At 68.0% G+C, this 20664-nt stretch carries 14 protein-coding genes; 6 read left to right on the top strand and 8 right to left on the bottom strand.

All coding sequences use genetic code 11. The features are described 5' to 3' along the window. Nucleotides 1-717, top strand: coding sequence for a DUF998 domain-containing protein (locus AB0C04_RS26760; protein ID WP_357059548.1), 717 nt, complete (start codon nucleotides 1-3; stop codon nucleotides 715-717). Nucleotides 718-913: 196 nt separating this feature from the next. Here AB0C04_RS26760 and AB0C04_RS26755 read toward each other — a convergent pair whose 3' ends face one another. Continuing rightward, nucleotides 914-2209 carry a phosphodiester glycosidase family protein gene (locus AB0C04_RS26755; protein WP_357059545.1) on the bottom strand — a complete coding sequence of 432 codons (1296 nt, stop codon included), beginning with the start codon at nucleotides 2207-2209 and terminating at the stop codon, nucleotides 914-916. 161 nt (nucleotides 2210-2370) lie between these two features. On the opposite strand from AB0C04_RS26755, the gene AB0C04_RS26750 reads away from it, so the two are divergent. The 4 genes from AB0C04_RS26750 (at nucleotide 2371) to AB0C04_RS26735 (ending at nucleotide 7198) form a co-directional block, all read left to right on the top strand. Continuing rightward, on the top strand, nucleotides 2371-2910 hold the full coding sequence (locus AB0C04_RS26750; protein WP_357059542.1) for a SigE family RNA polymerase sigma factor: 540 nt from the start codon (nucleotides 2371-2373) through the stop codon (nucleotides 2908-2910). Then, nucleotides 2897-4123 (top strand): hypothetical protein, encoded by a 1227-nt coding sequence (locus AB0C04_RS26745; RefSeq protein WP_357059540.1) that lies wholly within the window; start codon nucleotides 2897-2899, stop codon nucleotides 4121-4123. Before AB0C04_RS26750 ends, AB0C04_RS26745 begins: the two co-directional genes overlap by 14 nt. 212 nt (nucleotides 4124-4335) lie before the next feature. After that, entirely contained in the window at nucleotides 4336-6552 is a 2217-nt protein-coding gene (locus AB0C04_RS26740) for a choice-of-anchor J domain-containing protein (RefSeq protein ID WP_357059538.1), read from the top strand. 103 nt (nucleotides 6553-6655) lie between these two features. Further along, complete coding sequence (locus AB0C04_RS26735; RefSeq protein WP_357059535.1) at nucleotides 6656-7198, top strand: fibronectin type III domain-containing protein; 543 nt, start codon at nucleotides 6656-6658, stop codon at nucleotides 7196-7198. A 167-nt stretch (nucleotides 7199-7365) separates the two neighbouring features. Here the strand turns inward: AB0C04_RS26735 and AB0C04_RS26730 are convergent, their stop codons facing one another. The 6 genes from AB0C04_RS26730 to AB0C04_RS26705 form a co-directional block, all read right to left on the bottom strand. Beyond that, a complete protein-coding gene (locus AB0C04_RS26730; RefSeq protein ID WP_357059532.1) occupies nucleotides 7366-8502 on the bottom strand; it encodes a hypothetical protein in 1137 nt (378 codons plus the stop codon). Continuing rightward, nucleotides 8499-8969: a DUF4365 domain-containing protein gene (locus AB0C04_RS26725; RefSeq protein ID WP_357059529.1), complete on the bottom strand. Its 471-nt coding sequence runs from the start codon at nucleotides 8967-8969 to the stop codon at nucleotides 8499-8501. The genes AB0C04_RS26730 and AB0C04_RS26725 overlap by 4 nt, the downstream gene beginning before the upstream one ends. 69 nt (nucleotides 8970-9038) lie before the next feature. Beyond that, complete coding sequence (locus AB0C04_RS26720) at nucleotides 9039-10286, bottom strand: DNA cytosine methyltransferase (RefSeq protein WP_357059526.1); 1248 nt, start codon at nucleotides 10284-10286, stop codon at nucleotides 9039-9041. Nucleotides 10287-10397: 111 nt separating this feature from the next. Beyond that, complete coding sequence (locus tag AB0C04_RS26715; protein WP_357059524.1) at nucleotides 10398-15752, bottom strand: DEAD/DEAH box helicase; 5355 nt, start codon at nucleotides 15750-15752, stop codon at nucleotides 10398-10400. Further along, the gene (locus AB0C04_RS26710; protein WP_357059522.1) at nucleotides 15753-18809 is read right to left on the bottom strand and encodes a hypothetical protein; all 3057 of its coding nucleotides are present in this window, start codon (nucleotides 18807-18809) and stop codon (nucleotides 15753-15755) included. Next, nucleotides 18806-19381: a hypothetical protein gene (locus tag AB0C04_RS26705; RefSeq protein WP_357059519.1), complete on the bottom strand. Its 576-nt coding sequence runs from the start codon at nucleotides 19379-19381 to the stop codon at nucleotides 18806-18808. The genes AB0C04_RS26710 and AB0C04_RS26705 overlap by 4 nt, the downstream gene beginning before the upstream one ends. Nucleotides 19382-19477: 96 nt before the next feature. Between AB0C04_RS26705 and AB0C04_RS26700 the strand changes: the two genes are divergently transcribed. Then, nucleotides 19478-19690, top strand: coding sequence for a hypothetical protein (locus AB0C04_RS26700; protein WP_357059516.1), 213 nt, complete (start codon nucleotides 19478-19480; stop codon nucleotides 19688-19690). A 246-nt stretch (nucleotides 19691-19936) separates the two neighbouring features. On the opposite strand, the gene AB0C04_RS26695 is transcribed toward AB0C04_RS26700, so the two are convergent. Next, entirely contained in the window at nucleotides 19937-20638 is a 702-nt protein-coding gene (locus AB0C04_RS26695) for an alpha/beta fold hydrolase (protein ID WP_357059514.1), read from the bottom strand. Nucleotides 20639-20664 lie beyond the last annotated feature (26 nt).

Raw genomic sequence — 20664 nt, 5'->3', positions numbered from 1 at the left:
ATGACCACGACCACCACCCTCCTCGCCGCCGCCACACCCCCCGCCCCTCGACCCGACCGGACGAGGAAACTCCTCCTCTGCGGGATCGTCGCCGGCCCGCTCTTCGTCCTGACGTTCCTGATCGACGGCGCCACCCGTGACGGCTACAACCCGCTGCGGCACCCGGTCAGCTCCCTCGCGCTCGGCGAGCACGGCTGGACCCAGACGGTCAATTTCCTCGTGTGCGGCCTGCTCACCCTGGCCTTCGCCATCGGCGTGCGGCGGGCACTGCGGCCGGGCCGGGCGGCGACCTGGGGGCCGCTGCTCATCGGAGTCTGGGCGGTCGGGCTGCTCGTCGCCGGCGCCTTCACCACCGACCCGGTCAGCGGCTATCCGGCCGGCACCCCGGACGCGCCGACCGCGTACTCCACCAGCGGCGCACTGCACGACGGGGTCGGGTTCCCGGCGTTGATCGTCGCGTTCTTCGTCTTCACCCGCAGGTTCGCCGGGCAGCGCCGGCGCGGGTGGGCGATCTATTCGGCCCTCACCGGCCTCGCCTTCCTGGCCGGCTTCATCCTCGCCAGCGCCGGCTTCTCCCAGACCGCCGGCCTGGTCGACCTCGCCGGGCTCTACCAGCGGATCACCATTGTCATCGGCCTGCTCTGGCTGACCCTGCTCGCCGTCCACCTGCGCAACCACCTGTCCAGTACCGCCGCGCGCGGCTCCGCGCGACGCTGACGCGGGCTCTCGGGGGAGCGACACACCGTTCCCCACCGGCGAGCACACGACTGCGCGGACGCTCGTCGAGGGGCATCCGACCGAGCCGCCGTAGCCACTGGCTCCGCGCCGGTCCAAACGGATGGTGCGGCCGGCCGCAGTGGCCAGCCGCACCCTTCGTCGAGCAACGTCCACGCCGCTGCCGCGACGCCGTCGGTCAGTTCCCGCTGCGGTACCGGCCATCCACGTACACGAGCGCGTCGCCGACGGCCCGCTCGGCGCCGCTCGGGTGGCTGACCAGCGCGCCCTCGGCGGCCATCGCGGTGGAGCCGCCGCCGTCGAGGTTGATCGCGTCGGACAGGCCGAGCGCCTGGGCGACGGCGGCCGTCTCGTCCAGGGTGGTGCCGACGCTGGTGGTCTGCCGGCCGTCGATGGTGGCGAGCACGATCTTGCCGTCCCGCGTAGTGCCGGCGATGGTGCGCGGGTTGCGGGCGAAGAAGCTGTCGCCGGGGGCGCCGTCGGGCACGACGATCTGCCCGTCCGCCGTCAACGGGTACCGCCCGTTCACCCCGAACAGGCCGGGCCGCAGCGGAAGCTTGCGGCCCTGCTGGTCGGTCAGCGTCGAGTCCCGGTCCACGCAGCCGCGCCCGGCCACGTCGAGCAGGGCGACGACGTCGCGTCCGGTCGCCTGCAACGAGGTCTGACCGGCGGCCAGGGCGGTGCCCCGGGTGGTCGCGGTGCGCACCACGCAGCCGAGCCGGTTGAGTACGACCTCCGCGCCGGCGCCGGCCGGGGTGGCCGAGGCGAACTCGGGGGTGAACTGCACGACGTCGCCCGGCTCGGTGCACTGGGTCTGGTCGGCGAGGGCGGCGCAGCCAGCGGGGACCACCGGCGGGTGGTTGATGAACTCCAGCGGCAGGGTGGCGTCGGTCAGGCGGTTCCGGACGCTGCCCGACCAGCTGAGCTTCCCGGTCAGCGCCCGGTTGGTGTTGGCGTCGACCACGAAGTTGACCTCGGCCGGGTCGGTGGTCGGCTCGCTGAGCAGCTTCCCGCCGAAGATCCCCAGCCCCACCGGGTCGCCCGGGTACTGCTGGCTGGCGGTGAAGGTGAAGAACGAGGCGTTGACGCCGGCCAGCGCGCCGGCGGAGCGTACGAGTTCGGTGGTCTTCTCGACCTGGCTGAGGTTCGGGCCGTACGTCGCCTTCAGGTGGCCCCGCGCGCGGCGCGGGTCGATGGTGAGCACGTTGACCACCCACGGGCCCCGGGTGGTCGTGTTGATCTGGTCGGCCGGCGCCGACTCGGTGCCCCGCACGATGCGGGTCAGGGTGACGCCGGCGGCCAGGGTGCTGCTGGTGCGTACCTCGGTCAGGTCGGCGTCGCCGATCGGCAGGGTGCCGCCGGCGGCCTCGGCGCGGGCCCCGGGCACGACACCGAGCGCCACGGCAGCCAGCGCGGCGGCGGTGAGCGCGCCGGCACGGCGGAAGCCGGACAGGCCAGGAGTGGAAACAGTCATGCAGTGACCCTGGCGACGCTGGGGAACCGCATACCCGACTCCAGCTGACACTTCGGCGAATTGTGCTGCAAGAAGGGGGATCCGGGGCGGGCCCGGTGAAGCCGAGGAAAAAGATGCCCGCATGCGGCAACATTTGCCGGCCCCCGCTCCGTTCTACCCGCGTGAAAGCCGAGGACGAGGAACGCTTCCGGGAGTTCGTCGCCGCCCAGCTGCCGGTGCTGCGGAAACTGGCGTACGTCACCTGCGGTGACTGGCACACGGCGGAGGACGCGGCGGCGACCGCTCTGGCCAAGCTGTACCCGCGGTGGCCGCGGCTGGAGCGACCCGACCTGTACGCGAAGACGATGGTGGTCCGCGCCGCCATCGACGAGAAACGCCGCCCGTGGCGGCGGGAGCGCTCAGCCGGCGACGCGCTGCCCGAGGCGGCGCAGCGCGACCCGACGACGGCGGTCGACGAACGGCTGCGGGTCCGGGCGGCCCTGCGGGAGATCCCGCCCCGGCAGCGGGCCGCCGTGGTCTGCCGGCACTACCTCGGCATGAGCCTCGAGGAGACGGCCAGCGTGCTCGGCTGGCACATCGGCACCGCCAAGAGCCAGACCTCCCGCGGCCTCGCCCGGCTGCGCGAGGTTCTGGCCCACGACCAGATCGACCTTGACCACACCATCGATCCAGAAAGGGAGATAACCAGTGCGCGCAGATGAACTGGTGGAGAAGGTGACCTCCGACGCGCCGTCGCCGCGGTACACGGTCGACGACATCGTGACCGCCGGACGGAAGGTGCAGCGGCGCCGCCGGGCAGGGTGGACGGTGGCCTCCGCCGCGTTCGCCGTCACCGGCGTGGTCGCGGCGGTCAGCATCGGCCTGCCCGACGCCACGGTGCGCCCGAGCGCCGGGGAGCAGGCCGCCGCCGGCACGTCCCTGGTGACGGCGTCGCCGCTCACCCCGGCCAACGGCTGGGAGTTCCCGGACGACCCGTTCCAGTACGTCTTCCAGCGGTTCGACGCCGGCAAGCTGCACGTGAAGGACCCGATCGTCGTGTCGACCGCCTACCAGATCGCCCCGCTGCACATGGACGGCCTGGTCACCAACGATCGCGCCGTCGACCCCGACAACGTCGTCGAGCCCCGGGACGGCGCGGGCTCCAAGGGTTCCGTCGGCCCCAAGGGTGCCTCGAAGCCCGGGGACGACGCGCGGCAGCTCTACGCCTACCTGACCGTCTACCGCCCGGGCGCCTTCGACGCGGAGAAGTTCACCGGCAACCGGGTCACCGTCGACGGGCACCAGGCGATCGAGCAGGACGGACCGACCTACGGCGCGAACCTGCACCGCGCGCTCGCCTGGGAGTACACCGACAACGCCTGGGCGGTGGCGGAGAGCTTCGCGGAGCCGTCCGACGTCGCCGCCACCGACCTGCGCGCCCTGGTGGCGGGGCTGCGGCCCAGCGTCCCCGCGCCGGCCCGGGTGCCGTTCACCGTCGGCTACCTGCCCGCCGGCTACCACGCCGCCGAACTCGGCCAGCACGCCTACGCCGGCCTGAACGGCATCGCCGCGGCCGGCGACGGCAACTACGGCGGCGCCGTCTTCGCCGCTCCGGCCCTGCCCACCACCGGGCTCATCGAGCCGTACGGCGGCCCCGAGGGCGAGGACCCGCCCGGCAGCTTCCAGATCTTCGTCAGCCCCAACGCCAACTCGAACCAGGCGCTGACGGACGGCGAGAAGCCGCCGGCCGAACCGACGTGCGGTAACGGCTTCTGCAACGCCTGGAGCCCGGACGGCAGGACCACCATCCAGGTGGCCAGCGGCGGCCGGCTCTCCGACGCGGAAATGACCAGGATCCTGAAGGGCATCAAGCTCGCCGACGTCACCGACGAGCGCACCTGGCCGACGGCCGCCGCCGCGCTGCGGGCCGGCTGACCAGGCTGTACTGCTCCACTCCCCCTCCCCTGGGCCGGGCTCGGCGATGTCGCCGGGCCCGGCCCGCTGCCATTGACGGCGGGCCCAGTGCGGTGGATCATGCGGCCAGATGATTGCCAAAGGCAACCATTAGCAGTACGAACGTGAATGGAACCCCGGTGGCTCGCGACGCAGACCCCGTCCACCGGACTCAACAGACCCAAGGGGGGCCAATGGCACGCAGCCGGATCGCCGGTGCCGCAGCCATCTCACTCGTCCTACCGCTCCTGAGTGTCCTGCCCGCGACCGCCGCGGCGGCCGCTCCCGCCCAGCCGGCCGCGACGAACGACCGACCCAGCGACGACACCCGCGAGCTCACCCGCAAGGACTTCACCCTGGACGGCCGCAAGGTCGAGACGCCGGCCCGCTACCAGCCGCGCGCACAGGCGCGTTTCAAGGCCCAGGCGGCGGAAACCCCGGCGGTCGGCACCGTCCGGCAGTGGCTCGGGCTCGACGACACCCAGGGCAGCTACTACCGCAAGGACTACACGCTGCGCGGTGTCGGCGACAACATCGAGGTGTGGGTCGCCAACGACCTCGGGTTCCCGGCGAACGACTGCCGCAACCAGGTGGCCTCGTCGACGCAGATCACCGACGCGCAGGTGCAGAACTTCGTGCACGAGTTCGACACCAACATGTACCCGAAGGAGACGGCGGCGTTCAGCCGGCCGCCGGACCGCGACGGCAGCAACACCCTGATCGGCCCGGACGCCGACGGCAACGGCGGGGTCTACACCGGCGGCGGCAACAAGACGGTCACCCTGATCGACAACGTCCGGGACGACAACTACTTCCAGTTCCCGGCCGCGCCGACCTACATCGCAGGCTTCTTCTCGGCGCAGCTCAACGAGCTGTTCGACCGTAACGTGATGACCGTCGACGCGTTCGACTGGCTGCACCGCACCGGGGCGAACCCGCCGAACGAGCCGACCGACGACCTGTGCACCAGCCGCCCGGCCCGCCCGTTCAGCTACGAGGGCACCTTCGCCCACGAGTGGCAGCACCTGGCGCACTACTACACCGACCCGTTCGAGGGAACCTGGCTCAACGAGGGTCTCTCCGACTTCGCCCAGACGCTGACCGGCTACGTCGACACCACGGCGACCGTCTTCGACCGGGGCGCCGACGGCCACCTCTACTGCTACCAGGGCTTCGGCACCGTGCAGACGCCGTACAACGCCAACCCGCGCGACTGCGGCGGCCCGGAGAACTCACTCAACCTCTGGGACGAGAGCCCCAACGCGAACGCGGTGCTCGCCGACTACGGCAACGCGTACTCGTTCATCCAGTTCCTCTACGACCGGTACGGCACCGACGTCGTCCACCGCCTGCACAACGACGGTGACCTGCAGGGCCTGGCCAGCCTGGGCGCGGCGCTGAAGGCCGAGGGCGCCAAGGACATGTACCAGGTCATCCACGACTACCAGACGATGACGCTGGTCGACAAGATCGTCGGGGACAACCGGCACGGCGTCATGCTCGGCGTACCGAAGAGCCGGGTGACCACGAAGAGCCTGCGCTCCACGGTCAACCTGGCCAACCCGGCCGCCAACGCCACTCCGGGCGCCGCCCCAAACGGCGCCGACTACGTGCCGCTGCAGAAGGCAGACGGCCAGCTGCTGCGCGGGCGTGACCTGCGGTCGCTGTCGTTCCAGGGCGGCAAGACCCTGCCGGCGCTGCCGCTGGCCTGGACCGTAGTGAGCAACGACCCGGACCGCGCGGGCAACCCGGTCCTGTTCTCCGGCAACGACAACAACACCGACGCGGGTGCCGTCACCACGCTCACCGTGCCGACGACCGACCCGACGCTGCGCTTCGTCGCCAAGTACGGCGCGGAACTCGGCTTCGACTACGGCTACGTCACCGTGTCCACCGACGGCGGCGCGACCTACACCGCCATCCCGGGCGACAAGACGACCGACGGGCCGCTCGGCCCGGCGGTCAACGGCACCACCAACGGGTTCGAGGCGCACAGCTACGACCTGTCCGCGTACGCCGGCAAGTCCGTCCTGCTCGGCTTCCGCTACGTCAGCGACGGCGGCGTCAACGAGGGCGGCTGGCTCATCGACGACATCACCGTCGGGGGCACCACGGTCAGCGACGGCAGCAGCCTCACCCCGTTCGACTCGCCCACCGAGATCAAGCCGGTCAGCGTCCACAACTGGAACGTCCGCCTGATCGGCCTGGACGAAAAGCACTCGCTCGCCTGGCAGTTCGAGTTCGACGGCAAGTCGAGCCTGACCCTCAACCGGGCGCAGCTGGCCCTGCTGAGCGTCTTCCCGAAGGTCGTCGCCGTGGTCGCCTACGACGAGCCGACCGAGCAGGTCAGCCAGTACGCGCCGTACACGCTGAAGGTCAACGGCGTCGTCCAGCCGGGCGGCGTCTCCTGACCTGAACCCCTCCGACCGCCAGGGCACCTGTCACCGCACCGGGGGGGCAGGTGCCCTGGCCCTTTCCTGCCAGCGGACCTCGCGCCGGCCCAGTCAGCCGGCGATGTCCTCGGCCGTCGCCAACATTGTCCGCTTACGACTGTTCGGCATCGCACTGGTGGCGGCGCTCGTCGCGGTGACCCAACTGACCGCGGCACCGGCCCAGGCCGGGCCGGCGATCAACCCGCCGCCGACGACCAGCGCGACGGCGGTCTCGTCCACCCAGATCCGGGTGAGCTGGCAGGCGGCGCGGCAGGCCTCCGCGTACCGGATCTCGCGCTCCACCGGGTCGGGCGGCCCCTACACCCAGCTCGGCAGCAGCAGCGGCCTGGAGTTCCTCGACTCCGGGCTCGCCCCAGCCGCCACCTACTACTACGTGGTGCAGGCCGAGTACCGGAACAAGCTCTCCGTCCAGTCACCCCAGGCCAGCGCCACCACCCTGCCGGTGCTGACCGCACCGAGCGGCCTGCGGCTCACTGGCACCCCGGGCACGATGGAGCTGACCTGGGAGAAGGAACTTTCAGAAGCCTTAGAGGAAACTCTCTTCGCCCGCGCTAGCGCTGACGCGGTAGGCGAAATTGCGATTGCGGTTGACCGACGGCGATGACGACGCATGGATGACGGTTCCGTCGGCGACAGCAACATCGTCGACGGGCCTACGGCGGACGACTACCCAGTGCCAGCGGCGCTCTGATTATTGACGACTTCGCCCGCGCGACACGATGGAGCTTAAGAGAACCTGTGACTTCGGCAGGAAATCTGAGCGCGAAACCGCTAATCACCCGAAAGAGTAAATGATTGCACGGGATAGAGACGATTGTGAAGCAGCTGGCCGGCTGCGAGGACCTCTTGCTGCGTTCGGTGGGCCCTGACGGCGATGTCGTATTGGTCGAGAGACAAGGTCGCTGACAGGCGCACCCCATGCTCTTCGCGTGCCCCCGCCCGTAGGACTCCCATCAGGGTCACCTGACCAGTGCCCCGCTCGGTACGGTTGAGCTGGACCACCTGCCCAACCAACTCGACCTGCTCCGCCTCGGCAAACCCTGGGAGTTCCTTGGCAGCAGCGTCAATAGCCTCAACCAAATGATTGTCGAATCTAAGCCGCGGCGTTTGCACCGTCAGAGGCGCTGACTGCGCCCACGAGAACCGGAGTTCGAAGGGTTGCATTCGGCCGATCAGGCCAACCGCCTCACAGAGGTTCGACGAGACACCCTCGCCGGCTCGGGCGGCAAACGGTTCAACTGATCCATCGCGAAGAGCCTCACCGGCCGCACGATGGGTCGCGCGCACTGCCTGGTGCAGCTGAAGCGCTACTTGCCGATTAGACATGGCATCCTGCCGTGCGACGGGCTCCGTACGCCCGTGCTGCCGAGGAAACCTCTCCCGGTGGGCCTGCTCCAACGGAATCTGTGCTGTGAGTACAAAGCTACCCGCGGTCGGAGCAACGAGCCTAACGTCCCGCACGAAGCGATGAACGCCTTGTGGACGTTTGCGCGGCTGCACCAGCATGGGCCGGCCGTCAAATGCGAAGTGGGCCGCCGCGTACATCAGGTCTCGCACGCCACGGATCGCGTCCGTGACATGAAGAAGCGCGATGCTCCCCGAAGGAAGGCTGGGTAGCAGCCGGAAATGCTGGGTGTCGACTGTCAATGCCCCAATATCCGCGACGACTGCCTGCGGGTCACGCTCCTCGGCCAGAGAAAGCACCTGCAACATGTCGAAGAGGCGGGCGCGGTAGTCCCGGAATGAAGGGTCCAGCGGCAACAAAACCTCAAGTTCCTCGTCGCCCTCTCCAAAGGTCCAAACCACGGCGTGCAGGCCACGCTGGCGCTCTACCCAACCGGCGGCGCGCAGATACTGCGCCACTTTCGTCGGTTCAACCGCATCAAGGTCTGAGTATTGGAGAGTCATGACGAACTTCCTTGAAGGGGCCCCGTTGCCGGCTCACCGGGAAAGAGGCTATGCAGTGATTCGGCGGTCAACAGATTCCGCTTGGGGACATCGACCGTTACCGTCTGGACGCCAACGACGCACTGCTGATCTCGGAACGAGGCCCAATACCCCGCGTAGTACAGACGCAGCGCGTCGCTCTCGGCCTTGGTGTATAGCGACGCATCAGCCGGGACGATGATCAGGAAGAGGAACCGAGGCAGGTAGAATTCGTTTCCCGCGATCTCGTTGTAGTGCGTCGCTTTCATACGGTAGCGCCAAGACTGATCACTGCCGGCGGGGTTACTCCAGGATTTCACCTGGACCTCGATCTTTGGATGCCGAGTGCTGCCACGAGAGCCGGGGCATCCGATGATGAAGTCTTCGCCAGTAGTATCAACCTCGGGACGGGATACCACGAGGCCCGCTGAGGCGGCCAGGACCCGCACGAAAGCTTCTCCGTAGTTGCCCTGATGGATTCGGCGATCCAAGGAGCCGAGCCGTCTCACCGATCTGCCCTAACTCGCGACGGTCTGCCGCGGGGCCGGCCCCTTGCCCGCGCCAAGGTGGGCCGTCTTCTCCCCAACCATAGATTCGAACCGGGACGGAATCGGCGCCGGCGGGGCGGCCAATGGTACAGCGCCGAGACGCGGGCGGAGCAGCGTGGCGTTCCTTGGATATGTCGTGCCTGGTGCGAGAACCTGAGAGACAAGCGCACGCCCGATGACTTCGCCGAGCAGCGGAGGCGTGGCATTGCCGATCTGCTTCACCTGCTCTCCATAGCTCCCAACCGTCTGCCAGTCGTCCGGAAAGCTCTGTAGCCGCATTCTTTCTCGGACAGACAATGGCCGATTGGCCCAGTGAAATGGTCCAGTCGATGGACCAGGGCTTGCAGGCAGAGTCCAGGACGGCTTGTCTTTAGCGAGCTTGAGCAGAAACGACCAATACCGGGTACGATAACCAAACAGCTCGCTCCCACCGCCACGCACGGTCAAGTATTGATAATTACCACCCTCCGGGATCGAAGGGAGGAGATCGGTCCATCCACCTTTGCAGGCTGGCACTACCTCCTCCTTGAGATCGCCGATCGCGTCCCATGCAGTGATAGGGATATCGGCGAATGTCGGTTCCGGCATGGCGAACGGAGCGCCTTGTCGGGTGGCGATGGCAATGACACGCTTGCGGTGCTGCGGTACGCCATAGTCCGCAGCGTCCACGATCTCGGCGTGCAGTCGGTAAGCAGTCCCGTGCCGCTCATTTATCTCGTCGAGCCGCTTGGTCATGAACGGCAATGCCGATATCCTGCCGCGCAGGAAGCCAGCGACGTTCTCGATCACCAGCGCCCTCGGCAGGAAAATCTCAACTAAGTCAAGCATCGCGGCAACGGTCCGGGCTCGGTCGTCCTCCATACCCCGGCGCCCACTGCTGGTCCACTGTCCAGCCACAGAGAACGGCTGGCAGGGAGGCCCGCCGGCAAGCACGTCGAGTTCCCGCCTGGCCAGCCCCAGGTCAGCCGGGCTCAAGGACTCGGCCGCCATGAGTACGTCCGCAGAGTCTAAGAGCTTCCAGTTCGGGCGGTTCTCTTCAAGCGAGCGGCGACAGAGATGATCGAGTTCGACGCAGCCGACGGTCTCCAGCCCAGCGGCCTCCAGCCCACAGTCCAGCCCACCGGCGCCGGTGAAAAGCGACAGGACGGTCATCCTGGGTAAATCAGGGCGATGCATGAGATGCTCTCCGTCGGCGATCGTCGGGAAGTCGCGGATCATCCAAGAGCTCAGCTGATCTGGCGACCGATGTCAAGCGTTGCCCCTCTGCAACGAGCGCCGTTCGTTGGAGGACCTCGCCAATGAGCAGCGCTGCGGTGGCGCATGGTCCACTCAGCCGGACATCAGCTGCGCAATCAAAGCGCCGGGCCGCCTGATCAGTTCGTACGACGTCGCCAACGTCACTCCCCGGTAACTGTCACGGATGCGTGCCGTCCGCAGGTTGGGAGATGTCGGAGAACGATCCTCGAAGGGATGCATGATCGCCAAGCTGCCCTGCCCCTGGCCGATAATCACGGGGACCTCGCCGTCGCTGATCGTGAGGCCGAAGTCGCGCGCGAACTTCTTAGCGGCATGAAAGTCGCGATCACGCTGCCGGTCGATCTCGAGCGGCCGGCCTCGGAGCAGTTCCAGCAGGTCTACGGCGAGGCGCCAATCTAGAAGTGGATGCCACGACCGGTTGTTGTAGTCACGCAGACAGCTATGGCAGCTTGAGTCACAGGGCCGGCCGCCGTCGTGCTCAGCGAGGCCCTTGGCGTAGGCGTCAGCCTCGTCAAATAGTGTCTCGATCTTCTCGGCGAGGCGGGACGCATAGCCGGCGCCGTTTTCGAGGCTGTCGGCGATAAACAGCTCACCAACGACGTGTTCCCCGCGCTTCCTGGGGTGCACGCCGACCTGAATCTCCTCTGGGCCGATGTCCAGCCACTTGACCGCGGCATCGCGTAGCAGATAGCCGAGCGACGCCCAGGCGCCACGGCCAGCGGGCTCCTGGGGATTGATCACGAGCCCGGGCTCCAGCTGGTCGAGGCCCATGACGAGAACGTCGGTCCGCCGCCGCGCGGCGAGGGCGACCGGCTCCCGTACCGGCCCCGCGACGGCATGGCCCCACAGCTTGGCCCGGTCCTGCCGGTCCTTGTCGGTGAGCAGGCCGAGTTCGATAAGCCCGTTCGCCGCCCACGAGCCCTTCTTGGTGGTCATGTTGGCGCGGTTGAACTCGTAGAGTTCGCCGGTGTTGTCGTTGACCGCGAGGATCTCCCCGTTCGCCGACCGGATGAGTGCGTTGGCGTATTTCACGTCGGCCACCTCGTCCAGGGCAAGCCTCGGCTGGGAAGCGCGCGCCGTCGGGTCGCCGAGCTGCTCATAGTCGCGCGGCCAGTAGGACGTCCGGTAGCCGAGTGGCTCCGCCAGTGTCACCTGGGTGAAGTCGGGAGCGCCGGCGCCGCAGTGCGGGCAGTTGTCGGCGGGGGTCGTGGCAATGCCAAGACATGACTGGCAGATCCCGGCCTTTGACAGCGGCCCGAGGGGGTCGTCGGGGCTCTCCTGCCAGGAGCCGTCCGGCCGCTGCATGTAGGCGACGACCCCGACGGCGGTGTGTACAGATTTGTCCTTGACCACTTCAGATCCCGGGGCGAACTCGGAGATGGCGATCCCGGAGTCCCGATCCAGGGTGTTGGGCTCTTCCCAATTCTTCGGCCGGTCGGTGTACAGGACTCGCACCTGCGTCGGGAAGCCGAACATGGGCAGCAGGCCCGCCTGCGCGAGAGCCTCCGACAGAGCCGGCACCCGCGCTTGTTGGGCAACCCTGGTGATCTGGTCGGCCAGCTCGTTCGTCGCCCAATCGGCCAGCTCACCGGCCGTGGCCGGATCGATTCGAGTCGCGGCGAGCAGACTTTCGGCGATAGCGGCCCAGGTGTCGCGTCCGGCGGCGAGGATACCGCGAACGGCGTCCCCGAGGCCTGGATAGTTCAGCCAGTCGTCGGCCGACCCAAACTCGCCGTGCACACTGCGGCCACCGTCGAAGGCCAATTGAGCCGCCACCCCCCGGAAGGCGCGGGTCAGGACCTCGGCCGTGAACGCGCGAGTCAGGATCGGCTGGGACCGCATGTCGAGGAATGGCTGTGGCGGCTCGTCACCAGTGATCGCCGCCGGGTTAGCGAAGTAGTGCTCGTCGTGGCTGCGAGCGCCGCGGCACACCGTGAGCGCAATGGCGAGATGTTCGCTCCGTCGCCCTGCACGGCCGACACGTTGCTGATAGTTGAAGCGCTGGGGAGGCATGTTTGCCATGACGACTCCGCGCAGGGCGCCGATGTCGACACCTGCCTCCATGGTCGTCGTGACCGACAGAATGTCGATCTCATCGGCCTTCTTCACCTCCGTCCCGGCCAGGAAGACACCCTGAAATCGGGCCTGACGAGCCTGAGCCTCGAGCGGATCCGTCTGCCCGGTGAGTTCTTCACAGTGGAACCGGTAGGCGCCGCCGTCCTGATCAGCGAGCCAGGCGTAGTAATCCTCCTTCGCGGCATCGGACGGCTCCGGCTCAGCCGGCAGCTGGCGGTAGCAGGTGATGCAGATGCCGGCGCTGGGGTGCAGATGCTTGGTGCGACAGATCGTGCACCGCCACACCTGTGGCTTGTCGATGAGGGCGATACGCATCTCGTTCGGGTCCACGCGAAAGCCGGACGCCTGGCCCGCCTTGACCCGCTGGCCCACCGCGTCGGTCAGACCCGCACCGTCGAGACCACACGGGTGCATGTTCGCCACTGCCTCGGCGTACTCCAACAACTGTTTGGGCCATTTGCTCTCGGCATCGGTCGTCCACGGGAGACGACGGCGACGACCAAGGATTCGCAGCGCCGAGCAGGCGAACTGGTGGGCCAACGCTGGGTCGAGCGAGCCGAGGGAGATGGCCGATGCCGGAACGACGTGTGCCACACCGAGCGACTCTGCGTCCCGGTCCCCACCTGCGAACACAGTCTTGACCACCTGCTCGGCAAGGGTCCGCTTAATCTTGTCGAGCAGACCTGCGCCCTCGGCATCCAGGAAGGCGCCACGGTCTCGTACGGGGTGCACGTCCCAGTCAAACAGGCTGGTCCACGACAGATCGTTGCGTAGGCGGTTAAGCGATGGCGCCGGACCGCCCGGATTGACCCCGAGTTCCAGCACCATCGGCTGCAACTGGTTGACAAGGTCGACGAGGCTCGGCCGTCCACCCAACGTCTCTATCGCGCCCTGCAACGCGCGCTCATCGGCGCTGTTCAGCGGAAAGCCAGCCGACTTCTTCGTAACAGCCGTGGCGGCGTTGGAGTCGGTGGCTTGTAGGCGCTCCAGGAATGCCATGGTCTCAGGGCTGGTATCGCCGTCGAGCACCTTGTGCAGCAGACCACCGTCTTCCGACTTCTCCCGCAGTGTCTTGAAGAGTAACGCCCGGATAAGGTCCAGGTAGTGCGCGAGTTCAAGATTGGCCGCCACACGTGCCGCACCCTGCCGACTGTCGGAGAACGTGACGAGATGAGACTGGAGCCGCCGCTTGAGGGCGCCGGTTAGCACCTGGTTGGCCCTGTCAAAACCAACACCCTGTGTACGGATCGACGAACGCGACCGCTGGCGGTCCTCTACCCGCTTGCTCTTCTGTACCCACTCCCAGTCGTCTCCGCAGGAGGGACATCTTGTGGGATAGGCCGGCATCCGGTCCTCGGCGCCGTCGGCGGACAGGGTGTAGACGAAGCCGGTCCGCTGCTGCTTCGGGTTACGCTCCAGCATGCCGCTACCTGGAAAGAGCCTGGCCTTGACGAACTTCATTTGATACTTGGGCGCCTTGGAATCGGTGGCCGTCGGGGTGCCCTTGCGCTGCCACTGCGTGGTGCCCACCGGCTGCTCCCGGCCGGTGGGCCAGTAGACCCGGTAGTTCTGGGCGTTGCGGCCGGTCGGAGCTCGATCCGGCAGCTCGTTGAGAGAGGCGATTGAGGAGACGAGGAACTCCCGGCCGGAGGCGCGGGCGACGTAGCCGCCGAGCATGCTCTCGCCGCATGACTGGCAGTAGAGCAGCTCCAGAACGCGGGAACCGCACTCGCACGTGAACCGCCGCCCCGCGTATAGAGCGCCGATGCGACGGTCGGGCGACCGCAGCTCCTCGGACACCTGAGGACAGCCAGGGTCGACGCATGCCCACAGACCCTGCAGCGTGCGGACGAAGAGGTGCCCACGAAGCCGGGCGGCGGGCGAAGGCTGCTGTTCCAGCAGCGCAGTGAGCGCATCGAGCGCCTTCCGCGCCTGCTCCGGAGCGCTGTCTGGGAAGACCTTGCCGGCGACCGTCGCGATCGAGCGGGGCCGGAACTCGCCATCCTCGGTCATCGCGAGGGTGAGAGCCCGATTCACGGAGTCGTCGGTGGGCAGGTGTTCGACTTTCACCTCGCCCGCGAGCAAGGGCGCCGCCAAGGTCTGCAGGTCGTCCACACCGTCCGGAACCCTATGCTCCGCCTTGATGAAGGTGAAGCTCGAGCGGTTCTGCCGGGCGAAAAACTCGCTGAGGAAAGCGCGGCCCTCGGCGTCGTCCTGGATGCTCGCGGAGGTTCCGATCACCCGGAGCTGTTCCGGGCGCTTGTCTAGGCCAAGCGCGGTCGTGAGCCGCCGGAGCAGGTAGGCCACCTCGGTGCCGGAGGTGCCCCGGTACATGTGCAACTCGTCGATGACCAGACTGAACTGGTGCGTCGGCGAGGCCTCCAGCCACCGACGGGTCGCCTCGATCATCGGAGCCTCGTCCGAGCGGGACAGCGCGATCGACAGCATGCTGTAGTTAGTGATTAAAATGTCCGGTACGGCGTCCTGCATGTCCCACCGCGAGCGCATCTCCGCGCCGTCTAGCGCGGGCAGGAAGTAACGCCAGCTCTCCTCGATATCGCCGTCGGTGATGCCCTGCAAGAGGCGCTGGTGGCGGGCCTCCGCCTCGCGCATCAGCTTGGCGAGCCGCTTGACCTTGTCCGGGGTGGCGGTCTGCCGCGTTCCGGGCAAGGGTGTCCTACCGGTGTAGCGGCCGAAGTAGAAGCGGTGACCCGGTCGATTTTGCGCCAGCCAGCCGCGCGCCGCGGGCGAGTCCAGAGCGGTACGCAGGCGGACCATCTGGTCCTCGACGAGCGCGTTCATCGGATAGAGAAGAAGCGCGCGGATACCGGGAAGCCGGCCCATCTCACCGCCGCGCTGGGGTTGGAAGGTTCCGTTGCCGCGCCACCACGAGGCCGCGCTCGGCGCGGACGGCTGCGTCTTCCAGGCACGCGACTCCTTCACCAGTCGGGCGAGCACCGGAAGGAGGAAGGACTCGGTCTTACCGGAGCCGGTTCCCGTGCCGACGATGACGTCGTCGCCGGCCAGCGAGGCGCGCAGTGCCTCCTCCTGGTGCTGCCAGGGCGACGGATGCGGAAGCAGTCCCGCCTTCACCAGCGCGCCCGCCTCCGGCAGGCCGAGGCTGTCGAAGATCTCGGCCATGGTCGAGGCGGACGACGGGTACGACGGCATCAACTCGACGTAGGGATCGATAAACACGGTGCCACGCTGGCTGAGAAGCTGTCGACGCTCCTGCTCCAGTGCGGTGTCCCGCAGCTCATAGGCCGTTTCGTAGTAGCGCAGGAAGGCGTACTCGAGGTACTCCTGGAGCCCGTCGAGGGTCAGCGCGGAAGAGGCCATCTGTTGACTCACCTATGCCAATTTCGTCGTGATGTCGGTGTGTAGAGGTACCTGCGCCAGGACACGAGCAACGAGCCCGATGGTGTGCGCGTCAACGTTTTCGTAGACCTGGTAAGAAGAACCATCGGTTCGTGACAGTGCCTCGCGCGGTGGCAGGCCGCTGCGCAGAACGAGCGAGCGAGCTAGCAGCTTCGGCAGCGGAACGCTTGCCGGGACCGCTAGGAGCCGGCGGGCGCTCTCATCCGCGAGGAGGAGGTTGGTTTTGCCGACCGCCGCGCGCCCAAGCCACTCACCGACCGCGAACTCCACCTGCACCAGCTCGGCGCCGAGGGCCGCTCGCCAGGCGAAGACTCTTCGATGACGCAACCGGTAGCAGTGCAGGCCCGGTGCCGCGTCGGAGGAGACCGGAGCCCACTCAAAGGAGCCGTTGGCGACGCGGTAGCGCAACCACATCTCCCGGCCCGGCGACATGGTCAGCTGCTCGCCCACCAGGTCCAGCTGTCGGATGCCGGGTTGCATGGCGAGCAGCGCGTCGGCCAGTAACCCGGTCAGACCGACACCCAGGCGCTCAAGACCGAGGCGGACTCCGTCGCGGTGCGCCGGATCCCACTCGACGTACACCGCCTGAGGTCCGGCCGGGCAGCCGCCGCGATCCATTGGCGTGCGGACGTGCACCTCCCACGACGACGCTGCCTCTGCCACGAGCGCATCGCGGTCATCCGGGTCATTGAGGCGCTCAAGGAGCCGAAGCGGCCGCGAGCCTGTCAGGACGTACAGCCCGGAGGCCGCGGGCAGCGCGACGAGCGTCGCCGGCGCGACGCCGATCTGCATGGTGTCGTAGTCGCGCTCGATGTGGCCGAGTTCCTCGAGGATGCGCAGCGCACGACGCCATCGAGCGGCCAGCGACGAGAAGCCGTGGCGCATGCAGGCCCACTCCCAGGAGGCGGTGAACGCCTGAACCGGGGCCCGCCCGTGCTCCCGCTCCGAGAGCCAGGTCAGCACATCGTCGAATGGGTTGTTGACGAGAGGTCCATCAGACACATCGGTTCGCGTGGGTGCTGGGCTCTGCTTGAGGGACCATGACGACCGGGGGCGGCTGGGGTTGCGGGCCTGCATCGCCTGGCCCAGGATCCGGCGGATCCGGGCATGGGGCGGTCCGATCCATGACCACGAGTGGAGAGTCAACGCCAGCGACGGGATGGCGTCCGGGCGCGGCTGGGTCTCGACCTTTCCCTGCATGCGTTGGGCGCTGGGCGGCACGGCGATCGCCTGGGTGCTGCCGCTGCGGGTATTGCGGATAACCAGACAGGCCACCGGTGAAGAAGTGATGCGGATCGCCGCCAGCACGTCGATCGCAGCCGGCTGCAGATCGAGGGTGCGCAGCCACCATGGAGCGGCTGGGTGAATCTCGCTGACCTCGCCACTTTCCGTGATGATCAAAACCTCAGAGACCGGAGTCCGTCTGATCACGAGCGGCTCGGTCACCTCAACGCCCCGCAGCGACGCGCCGGCGAGGGACGCCTGCGACGCGCAGCTGCGCGTCGCGGACCCAAATGCGTAGGCGCCACGACGCCGCTCGACTGGCACCGAAATCCCACCGGCCACCGCCGTCTCATGTACGTACTCGACGCTCTGGAACGAGAGCTTGCCGCTCAATGACTCGACGCTGTGGCGGCCCGGCGCGAGGACGAGATCGGAGAGGCTCAATTGATGCTGGCCCGGTTCGACGGCCACCGGCGCGTCATCGACCTTCACCTGAGTGGGCTGGTCGCCCTCGAAGAGCACATCCGGCTCGCCGCCGACGAGATAGGTGTTCGCCCCCAGGCGCATACCGCCCTGCAGGACCGACTGTCGTTCGTCACTAGTCCCCGGGTGCGCGAGGCGCAGGCACTCGAGTACCGGCCGCTGGATGGGGCTCAGCTCTATCCCCTTGAGCCAAATCCAGTCGACCATTCCCGAGGGATGCTCGCTGGCTTCAATGCCGGCCGCGCGGAGGGCGAACCGAACACGGGGCAGCCAGTCCCGGCGAACCAGGACGTCGGCCACGTCGGTACGGGTCCAGGTCCGCACCTGCAACAGCCCGTTGACGAGCGGATCCTCTCGCATGACGTAGACCGTCTCACCGCCGAAGCGCTTAACCAGGGCATCCGCCAGCCGGTGCTCGACACCATCGCGCAGCAGGGCTTCATCCGGCACCTTTGGCACCACTGTCAGCAAGCTGTCGGACTCCTCGACGACGCGCTGTTCACCGTCGCCGAGGTCGACGGTCCGGTTCAGCATCGCGTCGTCCACTGGCACGGCTCCGTTGAAGGATCGCGTCCAATTGTCGTACTGCAGCAGGCCCTGGCGACCGGGCCGAACCTGCTCCCGGCGACCCTCCCGAGACCAGCGCGCAGCCTCCTCGTCGAAGACGTCCCGGAGGATGTCGAGCGCGGGTTCCTCCTGAAAGCGACGCCAGAGGTCCGGCCGGCGCAACCGCAGCCAGGTCAGCAGTCCATCGAACGAAGCCTTGCCGGCAGTGGCTGCGAAGTAGTCGTCAAGTTGAAGCCGATCGGAGAAGCGCACAAGCCCTTGGCTACGCGCCCACCCCTGCAGCGACCAGTGCGGATGCGCTTGTGCGGTCTTCACACCGTAGACGCTCCCAGGTCCGTCCAACCAGGAGTTCCAAATGCTCCAGAGCAAGGGAACTTCGGTACCGTAGGCAGGCGGCGCGGAGGGCGTCTCTGGCAGACCGAGGAGCCCGTTCTGGCAGGCGTAGATGCCGTGGCTGCCGCCGATCGGCTCCTCCGTCACCGCGAGGACCGTCATGGCCAAATGCGCAACGAACGGCGGATCGCCGATGAAGCCAGACCGGCGCCAGGCCGTCGCCGCCTGAGCCCCGCGCCTGAACGGCTCGATGCCCATGGACACGCGAAAGGCGCGGCTGAAGTCGTTGACGGCGGCCTGGGGAGGCATGCCCGACAGCTTGGCCAGGAGATCCCGATCGACGTAAAGGTACAGCCGCTGCCCCTGTCGTCCACGCGAACGGACGTCGTCGAGCAGCTTGCTGTTCCACTCCGTCAGGTTCACACCCACCCCCGCGCGGCCCGGAGTTCGGCCTGCTCGTCGGGTTCCTGCGGCAGGTTGAGCTGTTTCCGCCACGCGCTCCACCGGGTAGCGAGTTCCTGACGCAGCCGGAGGCAGTTGACGTACGCGACGACGATGTCGACGTCGCCGGTGATGCGCAGGATCTCGCCGTATATGCGGCAGGCTGCAGCGAGCTCGGCAAGGGTGCCCTGAAAGAGCTTGTTGACGCTCTTGCCGGCGGCGAACCGCTGGCGCAGTTCGCCGAGCTGCGCCAGCAGCCAGCGCGGTTCGGCGAGGTACCGGTCGGGGACGGTCATCCGGTGGCCGGCGGCGACCAGGGTCGCCGTGGCGAATTCGGCGAGCGCCCGCTGGCAGGCGGCGACCTGGTCCTCCCACATGGCCCGCCGGTTCGGGTCGGCCTGCAGCAGCTCGGCGAGCGTGTCCGTCCTGGCGCCCTCGCAGACGATGGGCAGGGTGAGCGCCTCCCGCCGGTGCCCGGCGAGTTCGTCGAGGGCAGGCCGGCTGAGCGCCCGTACCTCGGGCAGCATCACACCTGCGGCGTCGAGCCGGTTCATCTGAGAACTTGACCACGACGTTGGGATAAACCCGCTCCTCTGGGGGGACGAACGTCCAGCAGCTTCCCGATACCGGCGCACGTCCACGATGCAGGCATGACGATGTCGCGACGTCAGCACCAAAGCCGGCTCGAGGTGGAAGGCAGTTGCATACCGCCGTCCTACGTCGATGTGCTCGTTCGTCTGCGCGACGACGCTCCGCGGCTCGCCGCTGGCGGTGAAGTCCACGGCGGCGCGCACGACGAGGGTCGATTTCCCGGCCCTTGGCGGCGAGTCGACCACGCCGTCCCGGTGTATGCCGGAACGTAGATCAGCACGGACCGCCGAGACCGCGCTCTCCGCCTCGACCTTAGGCGGCAGTGCCAGCTCGGTAAGCACCGTCACCCCACTTCCCACTGACGGTGCCGGGACACTATCGCCCTAAGTCCTGTCGGCGTGACCCCAAGTGTTCATCCATTCAGGCGGTCCCCGCTGCCCTGTCTGCGCTGTCAATAGCTCGGAAGTTGGTATTACCGCGGGGCGATTAGTTATGGAGGCCGATACCCTCTGCCCTGGTCAACGGCAGTGGCCGCAGGCCTGGACTAGTGAGACAGGGGCACGGCCACAAGTGGAGGCAGGGCACGTCCCAACGCTCGACTGTGCAGCGAGGCCCGCCAGCCTGTCCGAGATCTGACAATCGCGGATCAGAGATCGCCGTGCGGGCCGGCGGCAGCTGTGTCGCCGACCCGACAAGCCAGCAGGGCATCGAGCGTCGAGAAACCCGGCGAAGGCCGAGCGGTAGGCGTCGATCCCCATCCGCTCGGCGATCCAGGCCGGGCTGTTGTAGCCGCCGGCGATGCCGACGACCGCCTTCACTTGCGGGTTCTCCGCCGCCGCGCGTACCGCGTAGCCGCCGCCGAGACAGACGCCGACCAGTCCGATCCGGTCTGGATCCACCTCGGGCCGGGACCGCAGCAGCTCGACGGCGGCCCGCAGGTCGGCGAGCTTGCCCTGGCTGTCCTCGTGCCCCCGGCGACCTCCGCTCTCGCCGAAGCCGCGATGGTCGAAGGCGAGGGTGACGAGCCCGGCCTGGGCGAGCCGTTCGGCGTACGCCCCCGCGACCTGGTCCTTGACACCGGTGAACGGCCCGGTGAGGGCGACCGCCGGCGCCGGCTCGTCGCCGGGCGGCGGCCGCAGCTCGCCGACCAGGTCGATGCCGTCGCTGGTGAAGGTGACGCGTTCGGCGGCGGTGTAGGTGTGGATCCGGAACTCGGTCACGACTAAGTCCGATCAGCTTCGGCGAA

Source organism: Micromonospora sp. NPDC048909 (assembly GCF_040649635.1).
Taxonomy (GTDB): Bacteria; Actinomycetota; Actinomycetes; order Mycobacteriales; family Micromonosporaceae; genus Micromonospora.
Note: the sequence above shows the minus strand (reverse complement) of the source record. Positions and strands in the feature narration are given on the sequence as shown.